This window comes from Arthrobacter sp. TJ-254, assembly GCF_058269175.1.
The window spans coordinates 230,065-244,248 of sequence record NZ_JBZCNF010000004.1 but is presented as its reverse complement, the minus strand read 5'-3'; the positions used below and the strand labels follow the sequence as shown (position 1 = coordinate 244,248).

Genomic DNA, 14,184 nt, shown 5'->3' with positions numbered 1-14,184 from the left:
TTACTGCTTTCCTGGGGAGAGTGCGGGGGACCCTGCTGCCACGGCCGGAGCCGGCGCCGCGGGTTCCTGCTGGGCCTGCACCGCCGTGATGGCGACGGTGTTGACGATGTCTTCGACCGTGCAGCCCCGGGAGAGGTCGTTGACGGGTTTGCGCAGGCCCTGGAGCACGGGCCCGACCGCAACGGCTCCGGCCGACTGCTGCACGGCCTTGTAGGTGTTGTTGCCGGTGTTCAGGTCCGGGAAGATGAAGACCGTGGCCTGGCCCGCGACCGACGACCCGGGAAGCTTCGACGCGGCAACCGAGGCGTCGACGGCGGCGTCGTACTGGATTGGACCCTCGACGGGCAGGTCGGGCCGGAGCTTGCGCACCAGCTCCGTTGCGTGGCGGACCTCATCAACGGCCCCGCCGTACCCGGACTCCCCGGTCGAGTAGGAAAGCATCGCCACCCGCGGCTCCACCCCGAACTGGGCTGCCGTGTCGGCCGAGGCCAGGGCGATATCGGCCAGCTGCTCCTCGTTCGGCTCGGGGTTGACGGCGCAGTCGCCGTAGACCAGCACGCGGTCGCGGAGGAGCATCAGGAAAACCGATGAGACGATCTTGGCGCCGTCCTTTGTCTTGACGAACTCGAGGGCGGGGCGGATGGTGTTGGCCGTGGTGTGGGCGGCACCGGAAACCATGCCGTCGACACGGCCGAGCTGCACCATCATCGTCCCGAAGTATGCACCTTCGAGCATGCGTTCGCGGGCCGCTTCGATCGAGACGCCCTTGTGGGCTCTGAGCCGTGTGTACTCGGCGGCGAATTCCTCGCGCAGGCTTGAGGTTTCGGGGTCGACCAACGTGATGCCGGTCAGATCGACGCCCTGGCCGGCGGCCAGTTCCCGGACCTTCGCCTCAGGGCCGAGGATGGTCAGGTCACAGACGTCGCGGCGGTGGAGGATCTCGGCCGCCTTGAGGATCCGCACGTCGGTGCCCTCGGGAAGGACGATGTGCCGGCGCTGGGATCGGGCCCGCTGGATCAGTTCATGGAGGAACCGCAGGGGGGTCATTGAAACGGCACGGGGCAGCTCGAGGCGTTCGAGGAGTTCCTGCTCGTCCACCTGGCGCGACCAGGCGCCGAGGGCGGCCGCTGACTTGCGGCGCAGCCCGGTTGCGATTTCCCCGCGCACCCCGCCAACGCGCTGGGCGGCGGTGTAGGTGTCATCATCGACAGCGAAAACGGGAAACGGCGCCTGGGCGAGCAGCGGGAGCAGATGCGGGTCGGGGGCGAGGCCGCCGGTGAGGATCAGCCCGGAGGGCACCGGGAACTCGGGGGAGAAGGACGAAGCGAGGGTTGCGGTGAGCACGTCCGCGCGGTCGCCCGGGACGATCACGAGGGCACCGTCGGTGAGCAGGTGGAGGAAGTTGCCGACGTTCATCGCCGCCACCCGGACGGAGTTCACGTCGCGTTCGAGGGTCGTGCTTCCCGCGATCTGCCGTGCCCCGAGTTCGGCGGCCACCTCGGAAATCGTCGGCCGGGAGATTTCGGCGAGTTCGGGAATCACGTAGACGGGCCGGCCGGAGCGCCCGGGACGGACCTGTGACCGGATTTCCTCAACGGCGTCATCGGGGGCGCGGTTGACCATCATCGCGAGCAGCGAGACCTTCGCCTCGTCGAGTTCCCTCCGGGCGACGTCGACGGCGTCAGCCGCTTCGTCGACCGACATTTCCTTGGCGCTGACAACGGCGAGGACCATCGCCCCGAGGTTGTTCGCCAGCCGGGCGTTGAGGTCGAATTCGACGGCTGCGTCGTGCCCGCCGAGATCGGTGCCTTCGACGATCACGACGTCGCACTGGCTGGCGATCTCGCTGTAGATCGCTACGCACCGGGTGTCGATCTCCTCGCGGTTCCCCGACACGATCAGCGCCCGTGCCTCGGCGCGGGTCAACCCGCCGCGGGAGCGCTCGGGTGGAAGGTCGAAGACGCGCTGCAGCAGCTGCACCATGGGGTCGGCTGCCGGGTCGGGGCCTTCGACGATGGGGCGGAAAAATCCCACCCTGTCCGCGTGCCGGTGGAGCATGTCGGCAAGCCCCAGGGAAATTAGGGATTTGCCGGAGCCGGGGGTCATTGCGCTGACGTATATTCCGCGGGTCATTGCCCCATCCTGTCAGGCACGCGCGCCACTGACCATAACGCAGGCCACAGCCGCACAATGGGCGGCGACTATTCCGGCGCTTTCTGCAAGACTGTGGGAATGCTTGTAGCCTTCTCCGTTGCCCCTTCCGGATCCTCGCCGCATTCCGAGGCCGACCCCGAAGGGTCGGTGCACGACGCCGTTGCCGCTGCTGTGGCCGTGGTGCGGGAATCGGGGCTGCCGAACTCCACCGATGCGATGTTCACCACGCTCGAGGGTGAATGGGACGAGGTGATGCAGGTGATCAAGCACGCAACCGAAGCGGCGGGAAGATACGGCAGCCGCGTCTCGCTGGTGCTCAAGGCCGACATCCGGCCCGGACGCACCGGCGAGCTCACCGGCAAGGTGGAACGGCTCGAGAAGGCGCTGGGGGAACTGCAGGAGTTCGAAGGCCACTCCTGAAGGCTGCGGGTTTCAGGGCGAAGGCCCAGGTCCGCTTTGAAGACCCGGCGTCTGTTGGGAGAAACCGTGCCTCCTGGAAGAACCGGGCCGCCTATGCTTGAGCGGTGATTTTCGAGATTCGCCGTGCCGGCGTCGATGACGCCGAAACCTATACCCGGACGCATGTCCAGGCCCTCCACGAAACCTATGCGGAGCTCCTGCCGCGTGCGTTCCACGACCACTACGACGCCCAGCTCCCCGACCTCGTCGCCCGGCGCCGGAGCCTTCTGGCCGCCGCCGCTGACGGATCCGCGGGCGAGGTGGGGAGCTGGATCGCCTACGACGACGCCGGCGGCGCCGTCGGGATCGTGACTTCCGGCACCGGGAGGGATCCCGACCGCCCCGATTTTGAACTCCACCGGCTCTACACCCTCGAACGGACCCACGGCACCGGGCTCGGGCAGAGGCTGCTCGACGTGGCGGCAGGGGACCGGCCGGCCTACCTGTGGATCCTCAACGGCAATCCCCGGGCCGAGCGCTTCTACTCCCGAAACGGTTTCACGCCGGACGGAACCACCGCCCTGTGCGGACCGAGCTGGCACCACCGGCCGATGTTCCGGATGCACCGCGTCTGAGCGGGCCCGCCGGCGCGGATAGCATTGGGGGATGCAGCAACCAGCCCGCCTGCGGGCGCTTCCGGCAAGTGCCGCCAACGGCGGCCCTCGATGAGCCAGGGCTGATGGCGCGACAGCCCCGCCCGCGTCCGGTCTCCGGCGAATTTCCAATCGACACCGGCACCTGCGAACTTGAGCCCGATCCCTACAGCCCCAACAGCTGGGTGCTGCGCGTCAACGGTGTGCCAAGCTCGCACATCGATCTCGACGATCCGCTGCGCCTCGACTTCGAATACATGCGGTGGATCGCCTCGCTGGTGAACTCGCGCTGGGACGCGCAGGCGAGGCTGCGGGTGCTGCACCTTGGCGGCGGCGCGTGCTCCCTGGCCCGGTATTTCGCGGCAGCGTATCCCCAGGCGCGCCAGGTGGTTGTTGAGCTCGACGGACGCCTCGCGGAGCTGGTGCGGGAATGGTTCGACCTGCCGCGCGCCCCGCTGCTGCGGATCCGGGTGGGCGAGGCCCGGGAGGTCACCCGGTCGCTCTCCGAGTCGAGCCGCGACCTGATCATCCGCGACGTCTTCGCCGGAAGCAGGACGCCGGAGGCGCTGACCACCACCGAATTCACAAAGGAGGCCAAAACCGTGCTCGCGGCCGACGGCGTCTACCTTGTCAACTGCGGCGATGGGCCGGACCTGCGCATGGCCCGCCGGGAAGCGGCAACGATTGCGGCGGTGTTCAGCCACACCGCAGTCATCGCCGACCCCGCAATGCTCAAGGGGCGAAGGTACGGCAACGTCATCATCGCCGGAAGCGATGCTCCGCTGGGCGAGGATCCGGGGCTTGCCCGTGAACTGCTCGGCGGAGGAGTGCCCGCCCACCTCTGGCCGGACGCGCAGGTGCGGAAGTTCGCGGCCGGAGCCCAGATCCTGTCCGACTGACCGCCGGCCAGCGGCCGGGCCGGCTCAGACTCCCAGCAGCTGCTCGATCGGGCCGATGCCGAAGAAGATCACGAACGCGCCGGCCACTGCCCACATCAGCGGGTGGACCTCCCGTGCACGGCCCTGGATGGTCCGGGTCAGCACGAACGCGATGAATCCGGCCCCGAGCCCGTTGGCGATCGAGTAGGTGAAGGGCATGAGCGTGAAGGTGAGGAACGCCGGAATCGCGATGCCCCAGTCCTGCCAGTCGATGCGGCCGACCTGCGCCACCATCATGAAGCCCACAACCACGAGGGCCGGGGCAACGGCCTCGAAGGGCACGAGGCTGATCAGCGGCGTGAAGAACATCGCGAGCAGGAACAGGGCGCCGGTGACCACGTTGGCGATACCGGTGCGTGCACCTTCCCCGATGCCCGCCCCGGATTCGACGTAGATCTGGTTTGAGGAAACCGATCCGGCACCGCCGGCGACGGCGCCGAGGGCATCGACGATGAGCACGCGGTCGACCCCGGGGATGTTTCCCCGCTCATCGACCAGCTTGGCCTCGTTGGCGAGGCCGACCATTGTGCCCATCGCGTCGAAGAAGATGCTCAGCAGGATGGTGAAGGTCAGCAGGAGCGCCGCTGTTGCTCCGAGCCGTCCGAACGCGCCGAAGATGCTCACGTTGCCGATCAGGCTGAGGTCCGGAAGGCCGACCCACGCCCCGGAGGGAAGCTCGGGAACCACGAGGGACCAGCCCTGGGGGTTCGGCTCCTGTCCGGGAGCGACACTGGGGCCCACATTGGCAACGGCTTCGATGATGACCGCGAGGGCGGTCGCAGCGAGGACCCCGATGAGGATGCCGCCGCGCACCCGCCGCACCACGAGGGCGATGGTCAGCACGAGGCCGAAGAGGAAGACGACAGTCGGCCAGCCAAGGAGCACGCCCTGGAAGCCGAGCCCGACGGGAACGGTTGTCTGTGCCTCATCGGGGACCCGGCGGACAAAGCCGGCATTGACCAGCCCGATGAGGGCGATGAAGAGGCCGATTCCCACAACGATTGCGGTCTTGAGGCTTTCGGGAACCGCGTTGAAAACCGCGGTCCTGAAGCCGGTGAGCACCAGCACCAGCATCGTGAGCCCGGCCAGCATGACCAGCCCCATGATGTCGGGCCAGGTGAGGCCGGGGTTCGTCGCAACGGTGATTGCGACGAAGGCGTTGACGCCGAGCCCTGTTGCAAGGGCAAACGGGTACCGCGCCCAGGCGCCCATGAGGATTGTCAGGATGCCCGCAACCAGTGCCGTCACGGCCGCGACGCGTTCGAACCCGAGTTCACTGCCCGTCGCGTCGGCTCCGGCGAGGATCAGCGGATTGAGGACAACGATGTAGCTCATCGCGAAGAATGTGGCTACTCCTCCACGAATCTCCCGCGAATAGGTCGAACCGCGTGAGGTGACGTCGAAATAGCGGTCCAGTGCGGATCCCGTTTTGAGCATGATCATTCCTAGGGAAAGAAGGAGGTGTTATGCCGGAAATCCTACAGGGAAGCGGCGCCGCTGACGCTGCCCGCGACGCTGCAAACGGAGCGTAGGCTGAAATCATGCTTTCTCTTCCGCCGCGCCGCACCGTGTCCACCTCCGCGAACCGAGCACCCTTGCGTGCGGGAACGGGCAGGGCAACGGTCCTGGCGCTTGCCCTTGCCCTGCTGCTCTCCCTCGGAGCGGCACCGGCCCTGGCCCACGATGAGCTTGCCTCGAGCAGCCCCGAGGCCGGCGCCACCGTCGAGTCGCTTCCCGAAACCCTTGAGCTGAACTTCTCGAGCGTTCCCTCGGGCATCGGTGCCCAGGTACAGGTCCTTGACGGATCCGGCACCGACTGGGCGGAGGGTCCGGTTCAGATCACCGACACGAAAGCGGTGCAGGCGCTTCGTGCCGGAGCGCCTGCCGGGAAATACACGGTGAACTGGAGGGTTGTCTCCTCCGATTCGCACCCGATCGAGGGAACGTTCGGATTCACGGCCGAAGCCGCAGGCACCGGTGCCGTCCCCGACGCGGCTGGAACCGCCGTCCCTATCGACACTCCGGACGCCGGCGGGGAGCAGGAGCAGGCGGCCGGCGTCGGGGGCTTCCCCTGGAGTATTGCGGTGATGATCGCCGTGTTGCTCGCGCTGGCTGTGGCGCTGGCCCTCACCGCCCGCAGGAAGCTGGGCTCGACCAAGAAGTAGGCCGGGGCGCCTCCGGCAACGGAGTCAGGCGTGAAGGGCGGCCAGCGCTGGGCGGTTGGGGGCGATCGCGCTCCCGCGTGCCTCGGCGCTGATTGCGTCGCCGACGAGTTTGGCCTGTCGGACGATTTCGCGGGTGGTTGGGGTCAGGAGTTCGCCGACGCCCACCAGGTGCAGTCCGATGGCGCGCAGCGCCGCCCGGAAGTCCTTGCCGATCGCGATGCCCATCGACCGGAGGAACCGCCGGAGCCGGTTCTGCGGGTACTTCGTCAGCACCACGTGATCCGCCAGCAGCACGCCGTTCGCTGTCTGCACCGCCCATTTCTTCGAGCCGCAGACGGGCGTTGGAAGAAGCTCCGAGTAACCGATGATGCTCAGGTCCTCGGCGAAGGTCGGACGCACGTCGAGGTGATGGCTGGCGGCGTATCCCCGCAGCAGGCGGAGCAGCTCCGAGCGCTCCGAAAGGGACATCGAGTCGCCCGTCACGGCGTGGAAGGCGCCCGAATCGAGGCATTCAAGCCCTTCGACGGTGATGGATTCGATCCCGCGGCGGCTGAGTTCGCTCGCCACGGCGAGCCCCGGCAGTCCCGAACCGATGATCACTGTGGTTGTCACCTCCGCCAGAGGGGATCCAAGCGCGGCGCGAGCCGGGACCGGCGGGAGACATTTCACTGTTGAGACCTCCAGGAAGAAGGGTTGTTACCGTACAGCCCGGCGCCTCTTCCGGGCTGTACGGTGTCTCGGTTGCGAACGGGTCAACCGAGAGTCACGTCCGGGGCTGCCGCCCCCAGGCGGCAGGAATCCCCCATATCGATTGCACGAAGCTTATATAACTTTTTGGACCGTGGATAGACCGGGCTCGGGGGTTAGGCTACAACTAGTTGACAAAGGAGCGGCGGCCGGGCAGCTGCTTGTGGCGGGGAGGAAAATCATGGACGCTTCGCACGGGGCCGACGCGGCTCGGGACCCGGCACGACACGGCATTGTGGCCGGTGTTGACGGGTCGCCCCAGAGCATCTGCGCCCTTAGCTGGGCCGCCCAGGAAGCCGAACGGCGCCGGGTCCCCCTTTACGTGGTCACCGCCTACAGCGTCCCGGTTTTCGCGGCGTCGAGCATGGACGCCGGATATGCGACCGTCGATGACTCGGTGATCCGTGAAGGTGCGCGTGGCGCCCTGGACGAGTCGCTGAGGCACATCGAGGGCTATGACATCGAGATTGTTCCCCGGATCGAGACGGGCGACGCCGCCGGGGTGCTGCTCGACCTTTCGGCCGAAGCGGAGCTCGTCGTGGTCGGCTCCCGGGGCAGGGGCGGCTTCGTCGGAAGGCTGCTGGGCTCGGTGAGCAGCGCCCTTCCGGCCCACGCGCAGTGCCCCACCGTCGTCGTTCCGCTCTCCTGCGCCCCCCGGTTCGGCCAGGACCACCTCCTCGAGCACAGGGGCAGGACGGTGCCCGGGCCTCCGGCCGCGGGCATTGAGAAGGTCGTGGTTGTCGGGGTGGATGGTTCGGAGCAGGCCCGGCGGGCCTCCCTTGCAGCTGCCGAGGAGGCCCTCTCCCGGGGTATTCCGCTCCGGGTGATCTGTTCGATTCCGCCCTTCAACGGCTCCCTTGCGTGGGTTCCGGCTCCGCTTGACCGCGACGCCGTCCGCTCCGACATCACAGCCCAGCTTGGTGCCGGGCGGGACTGGCTGCAGAGCCACTTCCCGTCGCTGACCATCACCGTGGAACTGCTCGACGGACCGCCGGCCGAGGTGCTGATCGAGGCCTCACGCACAGCGGAACTGCTGGTTGTGGGAACGCGCGGGCGGGGCGGATTCGCCGGGATGCTCATGGGCTCCACAAGCCAAGGGGTGCTTCATCACGCCAAGGGGCCGGTGATGGTGGTGCCGGACAGCGAAGACCCCCGCCTGCTGAACCGGAGCGAATTCGGGCCGATGATCCCAACACCGAACTGAGCGGCGCTGAACTGGACTCAACTCCGCGGAACCGGCTGCAGGACCTGGCGGAATCCGCGGATCCTTGCTGCCGCTTAGCGCACGGCGGATGCGGCTCAGCAGGATTGCAGGGCATCCTCTACATGCCCTGCAATCCCGCCCGGCCGTGAAGCCTGCCCGCTGCTAAACAAGCCTGAGGACCGTTTTCAGTAAAACAGGATCGGAAGGCAAAAGTTAATGCTTTTTCCCTCGCCCGTTCCCTTGACATGCCCACCCGCTTCCCGGACGGGCGAGCCACAGGGTTCCCGACCTATGCTTTAGCCACGTAGGCGACACCGCCACAATCCAGGAGGTACTCGGATCCCGAATCGAAACGGTGCCCTCGACAATGCGGATTCCGCAATGCTCGTGGCAGTGGAACTGCTCACCACGGGCCTCACCGCAGCCGGCATCGCGCTGCTTGTCGCAGCGCTGGTGCTGCGTTGCATCGAGGGCTCGTGGGTGAGGACGCAGGCGGTCCATTCGCTTGAGGCGGGCATAAGGGTGCTGCGGTGGCATGACACACGGTATGAACTTCGCGAGAGGGCCCTGGCGGCGGGCGTCCACGACGGCTGCGCACCGGGAGATGAGTGCGCCATCTACTACCGGGCGCGGAAGCCCGAGCAGTGGACGTCCCGCCGGCCCCACCGGGGGGCGCGGTTCGCCGCTCTTGCCGGGCTGGTCCTCACTGTGGCCGGCATCCTGTTGACGTTCACCGCTGTCTGAGCGGGCCGAACTTCAATCCGACGTCGTCGGCGCTGTATCTGCTAACCCCAGCCCAGTTCATGGAGTCGGTCGTCGTCGATCCCAAAGTGATGCGCCACCTCGTGGATAACGGTGACAAGGATTTCCTCAACCAGCTCCTCGCGCGTTGAGCAGAGCCGCATCAACGGTTGGCGGAAGATGCTGATCCGGTCCGGCAGCGACCCGGCGGCCCACCAGGAATCCCGCTCAGTAAGGGGCGTTCCCTCGTAGAGGCCAAGCAGGTCGGGGTCCGGGTCCTCTCCGGGGCCGGGCTCGTGTTCTTCGACAACGAAAATGGCGACGTTGTTCATGGCGCGGGCGAGGTCTTCGGGGATCGAGTCGATCGCGTCGTCCACGGCGGCTTCAAAATCCGCAAGACTCATGTCGATGGGCACCCTTCGACTGTATAACCGCCCGCCCCTGGTCCATGCGCCGGAGGACGCGGTCAGGAAACCCATTTTGGATATTCGAGAACTTGGTCCTATAGTTTTATAGGTCCACGGCAGGGAAAACTTCCCCGGAAAAGCAAGGCGTCCGGGAGGGTGATTTCATCCCGTGTGGTCAAGGCCCCCATCGTCTAGCGGCCTAGGACACCGCCCTTTCACGGCGGCGGCACGGGTTCGAATCCCGTTGGGGGTACGCAAGAGGCGCCGCGCAGCGGCGGTTCAAACTGCGGCAGAGATGCTGGTAGGATGAAACTCTTGTGAAATTGGAAAGTGCAAGATCGCAAGGCCCTGTAGCGCAGTTGGTTAGCGCGCCGCCCTGTCACGGCGGAGGTCGCGGGTTCAAGTCCCGTCAGGGTCGCTCAGGCGGCGTGGTAACCCGCGTCCGACTGGATACGGTGATCATCGAAAGATGGTTGCGCGGCTCTGTAGCTCAGTTGGTAGAGCGTTCGACTGAAAATCGAAAGGTCACCGGATCGACGCCGGTCGGAGCCACACCTGAACACCCCGCGGATTTCCCTTTGGAATTCCCGGGGTTTCTTCGTTTAAGCACACCATTGCCGGGGTACCTTGGGCATAGGCTGGCACTGACGAAAGGTATGGCGCGAATGGACGACACTCCCCGGTACGGTGCCGATTCCCCCCTGGCACCGCTCCCGCCCGGCCCAGCAACCGGCCGCACCGTCATTGCCGATGCTGCCGCGGTTAAGATCGCCGCGGTGGCCGCACGCGCGGTTCCCGGGGTCTTTGCACTCGGAGCAGCCACCGGCAGGGGCCTCGGGGCGCTGCGCGAAGCCGTGGGCGCCAGCGACGCCGTGCAGGGGGTGCGGGTGGAGATCGGCCAGACCCAGGTGGCGGTCGACGTGAGCCTCATCGCCCAGTACGGCTACCCCTTGAACCGGCTCGCCGACGCCGTCCGGGCGGCTGTCTACCAAGCGGTGAGCGAACTCGTTGGCCTTGAGGTCATTGAGGTCAATGTTGAGATAAGTGATGTCCACGTTCCAGAATTGAGCGAAACCCGCGGCGTTGACCGCAGCGGGGCGAAGGCCCACCGACCTGAACGATGAAGGGCAGCGTAATGACACCCACTGTGACAGGCATGGCGGCTGGGGCGGTCCTTGCGTTCGCCGCGCTCAGTTTCGGCTTCTGGGGATTCCTGCTGACAGCCCTGCTCATGGGCGTCGGCGCCATTCTGGGGCGGACCGCTGAGGGCAAGCTCGACGTGCGCGGACTCCGCGACGCCCTCGCCGGCCGCCGATCATCCTCGTGAGCACCGCCGTCCACTCCGCGGCCGCGCCCGGCGGCCCTCACTTCAACGGTCACAACAGGATCAGCACCCAGGCGCTGATAAGCACCGCCCGCGCCGCCGCTGCCGAGGCTTTCGGCATCTCCCCGGCCTCGGTCCGCGCCGACTTCTCCGACGATGAGGGCCTCCTCGCGCTGCATCTTGCCCTCCCGCTGCCCATCCCCGCCCTCGCGAGGGTGGCTGACGATGCCGCCGTCCTCGACCAGTTCGGCGGGCCGGTCCTGGACCGCGCCGCCGGGGCAAAACAAACGATCCTCAACGCTGTTGCAGCGCTGAGCGGCGCACGGCTCAGCAGGGTCGACATCCGGGTCACCGGCGTCACCGTGGCCGAAGGTGCAAGGGTTCGATGACAAGGCAAGCAATGGAGCGCGGCGCGGCAGGCGACGAAACAACGCGACGGCGGGCCCCGGGGGTGGGCGGCGACCTTGAAAACCTGACGGCGCATGCCCTCAGGCGTGAGCTGCATTCCTCCCGCGCGGTGCCAGCGATCATCACCGGATCAATCGTCGGAGCGGGCTCTGTTGTGCTGCTCCTCGAGGCACTGCTCAAGGTGCTCGACGAAGAACCCCTTCTGGCCGACCTGGAACGGGTTGCCGCGTGGCTTGGGGGACTGCCCGCCGGAGTTCCCGCCGTCTCACTGGTCTCGGGGAGCCTCGTACTCTTCCTCGTGGGCCTCGGGCTGTTCCTCGCAGCGGTGCTGCCCGGACGCAGGGCGCGGTATTCACTGCCGAACGACCGCGCAGCCGTCGTTGTGGATGCGGAAGTCCTTGCGTCGTCCCTGGCCCGCCGGGCCCGCCGGGTTGCGGGGGTGGGCCCCGAACAGGTTCTCGTCACAGTGGGGCGGCGCTCGGTCGAGGTGCAGGTACGCCCCACCTCCGGGATACCCGTCGCCGCCGAGGGCGTCAGGGCAGCGGTCGAGGACGAATTGCGGCTCACCCTGGGAAAGTCCGTTCCAAAGGTCGATGTGTTGATCGCCCCGACGGGGGTGGTGGGCCAGTGAATTCGACTCCGCGCGCGCTGAACCGGCTGCTTCTCGGCCTGTTCGGTCTGCTGCTGATGGCCGCCGGCGGGCTTGGCGCAGCCATCGCTGTATCACCGTCCGCAGCCCGGGCCTGGCGTTCGGTGGCGGCCGCGGCAGGCGAAGGGATAGAGACGGCGCTGCAGCGCACCCCCGCTGCCGACCAGCGGGGAAGCTGGATGTGGCTTGCCCTCGCCGCAGGCTTCCTCCTCGCGGCCGTCCTGATGGTTGCGTGGATTACGGCCCAAGGCCGGGGCCGGACCGGAATTTTCGTCAAAGACAACGACGGCGCCGCGGGCGGGAACGGCGGGGTTCCGGGCAGCGTCTCGATCACCGCGGGGGCAGCCGAGCAGGCCCTGCGCGGTGCACTGCTTGAGCGGGGGGAGCTGGCGAACGCGTCGGTGTCGACCTGGCAGTTCCGGGGCAGCCCCGCCCTGTGGGTGAGGGTGTTCCCACGGAAAGGTGTTGCCCCCTACAAGGTTGCCGACGATGTCTCGAGGCTCGTAGCGGCCCTCGACCTCGTTCTGGGACGCCGCACGCCGGTGCTGATCAGCATCAGCACCGGCGCCCGTGCGCGCTTCAAGCGGGCCGACCGCGTGGACTAGGACTACTGGATCAATCCCTGCCCGGACTCACCGCCCGGGACGAAGCCACACCGAAGCGTTGGGTGGAAGGTCCGCAATGTCCGCCTGCCCCGTGCTCGCTGCTGCGACGACGTAGCCCTCGGGGACCGGCACCGGAACCGCACCGAGATTGGCAAGAACCAGCATGTCGCCGTTCCGGAAGGAAAGCACTCCCGCAGCAGGGTCGTGGAACTCGGACCACTCAACGGTTCCGGCCCCGAGCAGGTTGTCCTTCCGCACCTGCAGCAACGCACGGTACAGCTCGAAGGTCGACCCGGGCACGTCGACCTGGCGGTCAACCGCATACGCGGCGAAGCCCTCCGGCTGCGGAAGCCAGGGCGTTGCCGCTGCGGTGCCGGCGGCCGGGGTGTAGTCGCCGAAGCCGAACCCCGGAGCGTCCGCCTTCCACGGCAATGGCACCCTGCACCCGTCGCGTCCCCGCTCGGCGCCCGCGGTCCGGAAGAACGCTGGATCCTCCCTGACGTCGTGAGGAAGCGTCGTGTGTTCGGGCAGGCCCAGCTCGTCGCCCTGGTAGACGTAGGCCGATCCCGGCAGCGCCAGCATGATCAGCGCCGCGGCCCGCCCCCGGGCAAGGCCGAGGGCCTCATCGGGCTGCTCGTCCTCGGCGCTGATTCCCTTGGGGAACAGCGTCGGGTTCTGGAGCCCGAACCGGCTGGTGTGACGCACCGTATCGTGGTTGGAGAGCACCCACGTGTTCCCCGCGTTCACGGCACCGGCCTGGTGGATCGACTCCTTGATGCTTGCCGTAAGGCGCTGGGCGTCCCACCCGGCCAGCAGGAAGTCGAAGTTGAACGCCTGCTGCATCTCGTCGCTGCGGACATAGTGGAAGAGCCGTTCCATTGGCTCAACCCACGCCTCGGCCACAAGCATGCGGTCTCCCGGGTACTCCGAAAGGACCCGGTTCCAGTCGCGGTAGATCTGGTGGACCCCCGGCTGGTCGAAATAGGGCGGTGTCGGTTCAGGTTCGGCAGCGGCGCCCCTGGCGTCGTCGTCTTTCGCCGAACCCTCCACCATGCTTGCGCGTTCCGACCAGTCGGGGAGCCCGTCGGCCTTGACCAGGCCGTGAGCCACATCGATGCGGAATCCGTCGACGCCGCGGTCAAGCCAGAAACGCAGGACCGAGATCATCTCCGCCTGGACCTCAGGGTTTTCCCAGTTGAGGTCGGGCTGCTTGGTGTCGAAGAGGTGAAGATACCACTGCCCGTCGGGCACGCGGGTCCAGGCGTTCCCGCCGAAAATGGACTGCCAGTTGTTCGGCGGAAGGGACCCGTCCTCTCCCCGGCCGTCACGGAACATGTACCGGTCCCGCTCCGGCGATCCCGGCCCGGCCGCAAGGGCCTGCTTGAACCATGCGTGCTCATCGGAGGTGTGGTTGGGCACCAGGTCGACGATGATCTTCAGTTCGAGCGCATGTGCTTCGGCGAGCATCTCGTCGAAGTCCGCCAACGTGCCGAACCGGGGGTCGACGCCGCGGTAATCAGCGACGTCGTAGCCCGCGTCGGCCTGTGGTGAAACATAGAACGGCGAGAGCCAGACGGCGTTGACGCCGAGCTGCCGGAGGTAGGGAAGGCGCGAGCGGATACCGGGCAGGTCGCCCATGCCGTCGCCATTGCCGTCGGCGAAGGACCGCGGATAGATCTGGTAGATGACTGCGTCGGCCCACCACGGGCGAAGACGCCCGGGGTCGGCGGAACGTGGTGCGGTGCCAGTCACTGTGGAACTGGTCATGGGGTCTCCTTACAGGCGGGGTG

Annotated in this window: 16 protein-coding genes and 3 tRNA genes; 14 read left to right on the top strand and 5 right to left on the bottom strand. The window is 67.3% G+C overall.

The genetic code is table 11. The features are described 5' to 3' along the window. On the bottom strand, positions 1-2,133 hold the full coding sequence (gene pta, locus AC4D14_RS12645; protein WP_490902805.1) for a phosphate acetyltransferase: 2,133 nt from the start codon (positions 2,131-2,133) through the stop codon (positions 1-3). A gap of 99 nt (positions 2,134-2,232) precedes the next feature. Here pta and AC4D14_RS12640 point away from each other — a divergent pair, with 99 nt between their 5' ends. From AC4D14_RS12640 to AC4D14_RS12630, 3 genes are all read left to right on the top strand, one after another. Then, a complete protein-coding gene (locus AC4D14_RS12640; RefSeq protein ID WP_490902803.1) occupies positions 2,233-2,574 on the top strand; it encodes a thiamine-binding protein in 342 nt (113 codons plus the stop codon). Positions 2,575-2,678: 104 nt separating this feature from the next. After that, complete coding sequence (locus AC4D14_RS12635; RefSeq protein WP_490902801.1) at positions 2,679-3,188, top strand: GNAT family N-acetyltransferase; 510 nt, start codon at positions 2,679-2,681, stop codon at positions 3,186-3,188. Between the two features lie 104 nt (positions 3,189-3,292). Continuing rightward, positions 3,293-4,105, top strand: a complete 813-nt coding sequence (locus tag AC4D14_RS12630; protein ID WP_490902799.1) for a spermidine synthase — start codon at positions 3,293-3,295, stop codon at positions 4,103-4,105. A gap of 24 nt (positions 4,106-4,129) precedes the next feature. Here AC4D14_RS12630 and AC4D14_RS12625 read toward each other — a convergent pair whose 3' ends face one another. After that, positions 4,130-5,581: an NCS2 family permease gene (locus tag AC4D14_RS12625; RefSeq protein ID WP_490902797.1), complete on the bottom strand. Its 1,452-nt coding sequence runs from the start codon at positions 5,579-5,581 to the stop codon at positions 4,130-4,132. Between the two features lie 104 nt (positions 5,582-5,685). Between AC4D14_RS12625 and AC4D14_RS12620 the strand changes: the two genes are divergently transcribed. Further along, the gene (locus AC4D14_RS12620; RefSeq protein ID WP_490902795.1) at positions 5,686-6,309 is read left to right on the top strand and encodes a copper resistance CopC family protein; all 624 of its coding nucleotides are present in this window, start codon (positions 5,686-5,688) and stop codon (positions 6,307-6,309) included. Positions 6,310-6,333: 24 nt separating this feature from the next. On the opposite strand, the gene AC4D14_RS12615 is transcribed toward AC4D14_RS12620, so the two are convergent. Further along, a complete protein-coding gene (locus tag AC4D14_RS12615; RefSeq protein WP_490902793.1) occupies positions 6,334-6,921 on the bottom strand; it encodes an FAD-dependent monooxygenase in 588 nt (195 codons plus the stop codon). A gap of 316 nt (positions 6,922-7,237) precedes the next feature. Between AC4D14_RS12615 and AC4D14_RS12610 the strand changes: the two genes are divergently transcribed. Further along, a complete protein-coding gene (locus AC4D14_RS12610) occupies positions 7,238-8,260 on the top strand; it encodes a universal stress protein (protein ID WP_490902791.1) in 1,023 nt (340 codons plus the stop codon). 381 nt (positions 8,261-8,641) lie between these two features. Beyond that, positions 8,642-9,004, top strand: coding sequence for a hypothetical protein (locus AC4D14_RS12605; protein WP_490902789.1), 363 nt, complete (start codon positions 8,642-8,644; stop codon positions 9,002-9,004). A gap of 41 nt (positions 9,005-9,045) precedes the next feature. Here AC4D14_RS12605 and AC4D14_RS12600 read toward each other — a convergent pair whose 3' ends face one another. After that, entirely contained in the window at positions 9,046-9,405 is a 360-nt protein-coding gene (locus tag AC4D14_RS12600; protein WP_490902787.1) for a metallopeptidase family protein, read from the bottom strand. A 183-nt stretch (positions 9,406-9,588) separates the two neighbouring features. On the opposite strand from AC4D14_RS12600, the gene AC4D14_RS12595 reads away from it, so the two are divergent. The 8 genes from AC4D14_RS12595 (at position 9,589) to AC4D14_RS12560 (ending at position 12,394) form a co-directional block, all read left to right on the top strand. Next, positions 9,589-9,661: transfer RNA gene (locus AC4D14_RS12595), tRNA-Glu, on the top strand. 91 nt (positions 9,662-9,752) lie between these two features. Then, positions 9,753-9,826, top strand: a tRNA-Asp gene (locus AC4D14_RS12590). 61 nt (positions 9,827-9,887) lie between these two features. Then, a tRNA-Phe gene (locus tag AC4D14_RS12585) sits at positions 9,888-9,960 on the top strand. A 113-nt stretch (positions 9,961-10,073) separates the two neighbouring features. Further along, entirely contained in the window at positions 10,074-10,532 is a 459-nt protein-coding gene (locus AC4D14_RS12580) for an Asp23/Gls24 family envelope stress response protein (RefSeq protein ID WP_490902783.1), read from the top strand. 11 nt (positions 10,533-10,543) lie between these two features. Beyond that, the gene (locus tag AC4D14_RS12575) at positions 10,544-10,735 is read left to right on the top strand and encodes a DUF2273 domain-containing protein (protein WP_490902781.1); all 192 of its coding nucleotides are present in this window, start codon (positions 10,544-10,546) and stop codon (positions 10,733-10,735) included. Next, positions 10,732-11,121: a hypothetical protein gene (locus AC4D14_RS12570; protein WP_490902779.1), complete on the top strand. Its 390-nt coding sequence runs from the start codon at positions 10,732-10,734 to the stop codon at positions 11,119-11,121. The genes AC4D14_RS12575 and AC4D14_RS12570 overlap by 4 nt, the downstream gene beginning before the upstream one ends. Next, complete coding sequence (locus AC4D14_RS12565; protein ID WP_490902777.1) at positions 11,118-11,771, top strand: DUF6286 domain-containing protein; 654 nt, start codon at positions 11,118-11,120, stop codon at positions 11,769-11,771. The genes AC4D14_RS12570 and AC4D14_RS12565 overlap by 4 nt, the downstream gene beginning before the upstream one ends. Further along, complete coding sequence (locus AC4D14_RS12560) at positions 11,768-12,394, top strand: hypothetical protein (RefSeq protein ID WP_490902773.1); 627 nt, start codon at positions 11,768-11,770, stop codon at positions 12,392-12,394. Before AC4D14_RS12565 ends, AC4D14_RS12560 begins: the two co-directional genes overlap by 4 nt. A 27-nt stretch (positions 12,395-12,421) precedes the next feature. Here AC4D14_RS12560 and AC4D14_RS12555 read toward each other — a convergent pair whose 3' ends face one another. Continuing rightward, entirely contained in the window at positions 12,422-14,161 is a 1,740-nt protein-coding gene (locus tag AC4D14_RS12555; protein ID WP_490902770.1) for a glycoside hydrolase family 13 protein, read from the bottom strand. Between the last annotated feature and the right edge of the window lie 23 nt (positions 14,162-14,184).

Bases quoted from the DNA above. Each gene is read 5' to 3' on its own strand.
- pta (WP_490902805.1), bottom strand. From the start codon at position 2,133: ATGACCCGCGGAATATACGTCAGCGCAATGACCCCCGGCTCCGGCAAA.
- AC4D14_RS12640 (WP_490902803.1), top strand. From the start codon at position 2,233: ATGCTTGTAGCCTTCTCCGTTGCCCCTTCCGGATCCTCGCCGCATTCC.
- AC4D14_RS12630 (WP_490902799.1), top strand. From the start codon at position 3,293: ATGGCGCGACAGCCCCGCCCGCGTCCGGTCTCCGGCGAATTTCCAATC.
- AC4D14_RS12625 (WP_490902797.1), bottom strand. From the start codon at position 5,581: ATGCTCAAAACGGGATCCGCACTGGACCGCTATTTCGACGTCACCTCA.
- AC4D14_RS12620 (WP_490902795.1), top strand. From the start codon at position 5,686: ATGCTTTCTCTTCCGCCGCGCCGCACCGTGTCCACCTCCGCGAACCGA.
- AC4D14_RS12610 (WP_490902791.1), top strand. From the start codon at position 7,238: ATGGACGCTTCGCACGGGGCCGACGCGGCTCGGGACCCGGCACGACAC.
- AC4D14_RS12605 (WP_490902789.1), top strand. From the start codon at position 8,642: ATGCTCGTGGCAGTGGAACTGCTCACCACGGGCCTCACCGCAGCCGGC.
- AC4D14_RS12600 (WP_490902787.1), bottom strand. From the start codon at position 9,405: ATGAGTCTTGCGGATTTTGAAGCCGCCGTGGACGACGCGATCGACTCG.
- AC4D14_RS12580 (WP_490902783.1), top strand. From the start codon at position 10,074: ATGGACGACACTCCCCGGTACGGTGCCGATTCCCCCCTGGCACCGCTC.
- AC4D14_RS12575 (WP_490902781.1), top strand. From the start codon at position 10,544: ATGACACCCACTGTGACAGGCATGGCGGCTGGGGCGGTCCTTGCGTTC.
- AC4D14_RS12565 (WP_490902777.1), top strand. From the start codon at position 11,118: ATGACAAGGCAAGCAATGGAGCGCGGCGCGGCAGGCGACGAAACAACG.
- AC4D14_RS12555 (WP_490902770.1), bottom strand. From the start codon at position 14,161: ATGACCAGTTCCACAGTGACTGGCACCGCACCACGTTCCGCCGACCCC.